Origin of the sequence: Pseudomonas emilianonis (genome assembly GCF_023072625.1) — a bacterium.
In the GTDB taxonomy this organism is placed as follows: Bacteria; Pseudomonadota; Gammaproteobacteria; order Pseudomonadales; family Pseudomonadaceae; genus Aquipseudomonas; species Aquipseudomonas paraveronii.
In genome coordinates this window covers 1-4,866 of record NZ_JAKNRV010000369.1, presented here as the reverse complement: position 1 = coordinate 4,866, position 4,866 = coordinate 1, and the positions used below count along the sequence as shown (strand labels likewise).

The following is a 4,866-nucleotide window of genomic DNA, read 5'->3' as shown; positions in this document are numbered from 1 at the left end:
GTGCTGGTGCGCCTGCAACGCCTGCTGGCGCTGGAGCCGGGCTCACTGCTGCGCCTGCTCAACCGCCCGCCGCAGTGGTTGCAAAAGGAAGACGTCAAGGAGTTACGCAAATCCACCGAGGAATTTGCACTGATCATCAACGACCTGACGGCCCTGGGCGAACGCATCAAGTTGTTGCAAGAAGAAATCGCCGCCAACCTCAACGAACAAAGCAACCGCACACTGTTTACGCTGACGGTGGTGACGGTGCTGGCATTGCCGATCAATATCATCGCCGGCTTTTTCGGCATGAACGTGGGCGGGGTGCCGCTTTCCCAAGATCCGGAAGGCTTCTGGATTCTGGTGGCGCTGGTCGCGACCTTCACCTTGATTGCCGGGCGCTGGGCCTTCAGAAAGCGCACAGACTACTGAAGCTGAAATGCGCTGAACACCTGTGTGCGGGCTCGCTCGCCCCCACATTGACGTGTGGTGTTTATCGACCAGCGGCCAATCCAATCAGCTAAACACTGACCTATCGCAGCATCTCCGTCACATTCTGCAATGATCATGGGCGACATCCTCCCCGATACTGGATGCTGCGGCATGGCCACCCCTTCCCTGACTGCTTCAACGCATACGTCATCCGTTGATACCCAACCCAGGTTGGACAAAAAACCCAGTCTTATGACGGTGATCATTTTCTTCGCCGTGCTCGCCATGGGCCTGTTGTTCACCGCCTACAGCCTGATGCATGACATGCACGAACTGGGCACGGTGGTCACCACCTGGACGCCGTTCCTGCTGCTGGGCGTGGCGCTGCTGATTGCCCTGGGTTTCGAATTCGTCAACGGCTTCCACGACACCGCCAATGCCGTGGCGACGGTGATCTACACCAACTCGCTGCCGCCGCAATTCGCGGTGCTGTGGTCGGGTTTTTTCAACTTCCTCGGGGTGCTGCTCTCCAGCGGCGCAGTGGCGTTCGGCATCATTGCCCTGCTGCCGGTCGAGCTGATTTTGCAGGTGGGTTCCTCGGCCGGTTTTGCAATGATCTTCGCTCTGCTGATCGCGGCGATCCTGTGGAACCTCGGCACCTGGTGGCTCGGCCTGCCGGCCTCGTCCTCCCACACCCTGATCGGTTCGATCATCGGCGTCGGCGTGGCCAATGCCCTGATGCACGGGCGTGATGGCACCAGCGGCGTGGACTGGAGCCAGGCGATCAAGATCGGTTATGCCCTGCTGCTCTCGCCGCTGATCGGCTTCGCGTTTGCCGCGCTGCTGGTGCTGGCCTTGCGCGCATTCGTGAAAAACCGCGCGCTGTACAAGGCGCCGAAAGGCGACACCCCGCCGCCATGGTGGATTCGCGGCATGCTGATCGTCACCTGCACCGGCGTGTCGTTCGCCCACGGCTCCAACGACGGGCAAAAAGGCATGGGCCTGATCATGCTGATCCTGGTCGGCACCCTGCCAATGGCGTATGCGCTGAACCGAGCCATGCCCGCCGAACAATCACTGCAGTTTGCCGCAGTGGCCGAAGTGACCCAGGTCGCGCTGATGAAAAGCGCGCCGCAAGCGCTGCCGGGCGACCCGCGCCCCATCCTCTCGACCTACGTGCGCACCAAGGACGCCACGCCCGAGTTGATCCCGGCCCTCGCCGCCCTCGCCGGCCAGATCGGTGACGAAGTCAAAGGCTACGGTTCTTTGGCCAAAGTCCCCGCCGAGGCCGTCCGCAACGTGCGTAACGACATGTACCTGACCAGCGAAACCATCCGCTTGATGGACAAGGGCAAGGTCGGCAATTTCGACGCCGACACCCAAAGCAAGCTGCAGTTGTTCAAGCAGCAGATCGACAACTCCACGCGCTTTATTCCGCTGTGGGTGAAGATCGCCGTGGCCATCGCGTTGGGGCTCGGGACCATGGTCGGCTGGAAGCGCATCGTGGTGACCGTGGGCGAGAAGATCGGCAAGACACACCTGACGTATGCCCAAGGCGCCTCGGCCGAGACGGTGGCGATGCTGACCATTGGCGCCGCGGATATGTTCGGCTTGCCGGTGTCGACCACCCATGTGTTGTCGTCCGGCGTGGCGGGGACCATGGTGGCGAACGGTGCGGGTTTGCAGATGAAGACCATCCGCAATTTGCTGATGGCCTGGGTGTTGACGTTGCCGGCGGCGATTCTGCTGTCGGGTAGCCTGTACTGGCTGTTCACCCAGATCTTCTGACACACCGCAGAATCAAATGTGGGAGGGGGCTTGCTCCCGATTGCAGTGGGTCAGCTACAAATAAGCTGACTGCCCCGCCGCTATCGGGAGCAAGCCCCCTCCCACATTTTGTTTGGTGGTGTTTCAGGTATTGAAGAGTCCGGCCATTGCCTTCAATCGCTTCTTGTACACCCGCCGCGCCTCCAACGCCTGCTCCAAGCTGACCGCGACAAACCCCGCCCGCTGGTTCGGCTGCATCTGCCCGATCAAGTCCAGGTCCGCACTGATCACCGTGCCGATCATCGCGTAGCCGCCGCCCGACACCGCGTCCCGATGCAGCACGATCGGCTCCAGCCCGGCCGGCACCTGGATCGAGCCGATCGGGTAGCAACTGTCGACGATGTTCGACGGATCGGACCCCGCACCAAACGGCTGCTCCCGTGGCTGAAAGCTCAATGCACTGCCGCCCTTGAAGCGGTAGCCGATACGGTCCGCCTCGGAACCCACCGTCCACGGCTCGGCAAAAAAACTGCTTTTTGCCGCCTCCGTCAGGCGTTCGTTATACAGGCCGGGCACCACGCGCAAGGTCACATCGCCGCCGACGGAGCGGCGCAAGGCCATGGGCAAACTGTTGCCCGCCCGCCCCTGCCCAGTGGGCTCGCCGATAGGCAGCTCATCCCCCGCCTGCAAGCGCCGCCCGTGAAAACCGCCGAGTGCGCCGAGGGTGTAGGTCGAGCGACTGCCGAGCACCAATGGCACGTCGATGCCGCCGGCGACCGCCAGATAAGCGCGCGCACCGGCCTTGGGAAATTCGAAGCGCAACACCTGCCCGGCGCGCACGTGGAACGCGGTGTCCTGGTGGACCACTTCACCGTCCAGGCACGGCGACATCAAGGCGCCGCTAAGTGCGACCAAGGCGTCCTGTTGAAATTCCAGCTCGGGGCCGATCAGCGTGCATTCCAGGCCGGCCGCGCCCGGCGGGTTGCCCACCAAATGGTTGGCCGCGCTCAGTGCGTACTGGTCCAATGCGCCCGATGGCGGAATACCCAAGTGGTAGTAGCCTTCGCGACCAAGATCCTGCACGGAGGTGGCGAGGCCGGGTTTGAGCACCTTGATCATGCCAGCGCCTCCTGCAGGGTTTTCGGGTAGCCGACGGGGTCGGCGAGAAACGCATCCAGGGAAAATTCCAGCGGGCGGATGCGCAGGTCGAAACGTCCTGCGTCGACCTCGGCGACGGCCAGGTCGTAGGCCGCACGGTCAATCGGTTTGAACTGCACAATGTCGCCCGGCCGGAAGAACACCATGTGGTCCTTGAGGTAGGCCAACTGCTGCGCCGGGTCGTAGATCGGTGCCGGGGTGACGCCGAACATCTGGTAGCCACCGGCGCCGCGCACCGAGTAGATACAACCAAAGCAGCCGCCATGGCCGAGGGTCAGTTTCGGCGTGTCGGTGCGCGGGCGCAGGTACTTGGGCACCTGCAACTGCCGTTCGCGCTCGACCATCTGGAACATGAACGGCAAGCCCGCGACAAAGCCGACCATCGACACAAACCACGGCGCACCACTGTGGGCCGCGATGAAGGCGTCGACATCGGCCAGGCCGTTGATGCGCGCTGCGTATTCCAGGTCGGTGCCGCTGGGGTCTTGATGGCGATCGCGAAAACGCATCAAGGTTTCGTGGGTCCAGGGGTCGTTGTAGAGCACCGGGATTTCGATGATGCGCGTGTGCAAGGTGCGTTCGGCCACGGCCTGGGCTTCGGCGCTTTGCACCGCGTCGAGCAGCACATGGGGCGCAATGCGGTCAGGGTCGAAGCGAATCTGGAACGATGCGTTGGCCAGGCACACATCCAGCACACCGTCCAACGCCAGGCGTTCCACGGCGCGGGTCACGGCCATGCCTTTGAAAAAGGCCTGCAGGGACATGCTGTCGCTGACCTCGGCGAACAGGTGTTCATCGGCGCCGAAGCTGTAGCGGATAGGGGACGTTTCAGCCATGTCTGTTCCTCTTGGAGTCGTTATAGAACGGCAGGCAAAAAAAGTACGGGTTCGATCTTATTTGGGTGTTCTGACCATAATGCCCGCTTGGTCCAGGGCTTCACGGGTCGCTTCGACCAATTCCAGGGCGCCGGGGGTGTCGCTGTGCAGGCAGATGGAATCGAATTCGATAAACAGGTCTTCGCCTTCTACGGTGCGTACAAGACCCGTCTGGCAAGCCCGTAGGACCCGCGCCGCGACGGTGGCAGGGTCCAGCACGCGCACCGTGCGGGTGAACACGATGGAGCCGGTCAGGTCGTACTCGCGGTCGGCGTAAAACTCGCGCACCACCGGCTGCCCCAGTTCCTTGGCAATGCGCCAGATCACCGAGTTGGGCATGCAGTACAGCAACAGCGTCGGCTCGATGACTTGCAGGTTTTGCACCAACAGCCGCGCGGCGTCTTCATCGCGGGCCAGGTGCATGTAGAGCGCGCCGTGGGGCTTGATATGTTGCAGGGTCACGCCCTGGGCCCGGGCGATTTCGCGCAGGGCGCCGAGCTGGTAGAGCATGTCGTCCACCAGTTCCTGGGCTGGCGCGTTGATATGGCGGCGACCGAAACCCACGGATCAGGATAATAAAAATGAATGTAGTATCGTCGCCGTTGTACACCAATGAAGTTTCATCAGAGTTCCTAAGCAATTTAGACAAATCGAG

Annotated in this window: 4 protein-coding genes and 1 pseudogene; 2 read left to right on the top strand and 3 right to left on the bottom strand. The window is 62.2% G+C overall.

All coding sequences use genetic code 11. The features are described from left to right. Nucleotides 1–411: CorA family divalent cation transporter (locus L9Z73_RS25370; RefSeq protein ID WP_282598761.1), on the top strand; the 411-nt coding region annotated here is incomplete at its 5' end. A gap of 171 nt (nt 412–582) precedes the next feature. After that, on the top strand, nt 583–2,199 hold the full coding sequence (locus L9Z73_RS25365; protein ID WP_247407004.1) for an inorganic phosphate transporter: 1,617 nt from the start codon (nt 583–585) through the stop codon (nt 2,197–2,199). Nucleotides 2,200–2,322: 123 nt separating this feature from the next. Here the strand turns inward: L9Z73_RS25365 and L9Z73_RS25360 are convergent, their stop codons facing one another. The 3 genes and pseudogenes from L9Z73_RS25360 to L9Z73_RS25350 all read right to left on the bottom strand — a co-directional run. Next, complete coding sequence (locus L9Z73_RS25360) at nt 2,323–3,297, bottom strand: biotin-dependent carboxyltransferase family protein (protein ID WP_247407002.1); 975 nt, start codon at nt 3,295–3,297, stop codon at nt 2,323–2,325. Then, a complete protein-coding gene (locus tag L9Z73_RS25355) occupies nt 3,294–4,172 on the bottom strand; it encodes a 5-oxoprolinase subunit B family protein (protein WP_247406999.1) in 879 nt (292 codons plus the stop codon). The genes L9Z73_RS25360 and L9Z73_RS25355 overlap by 4 nt, the downstream gene beginning before the upstream one ends. 57 nt (nt 4,173–4,229) lie before the next feature. After that, nucleotides 4,230–4,775: pseudogene (locus L9Z73_RS25350) on the bottom strand (LamB/YcsF family protein); the annotation flags it as partial. Nucleotides 4,776–4,866: the final 91 nt, after the last annotated feature.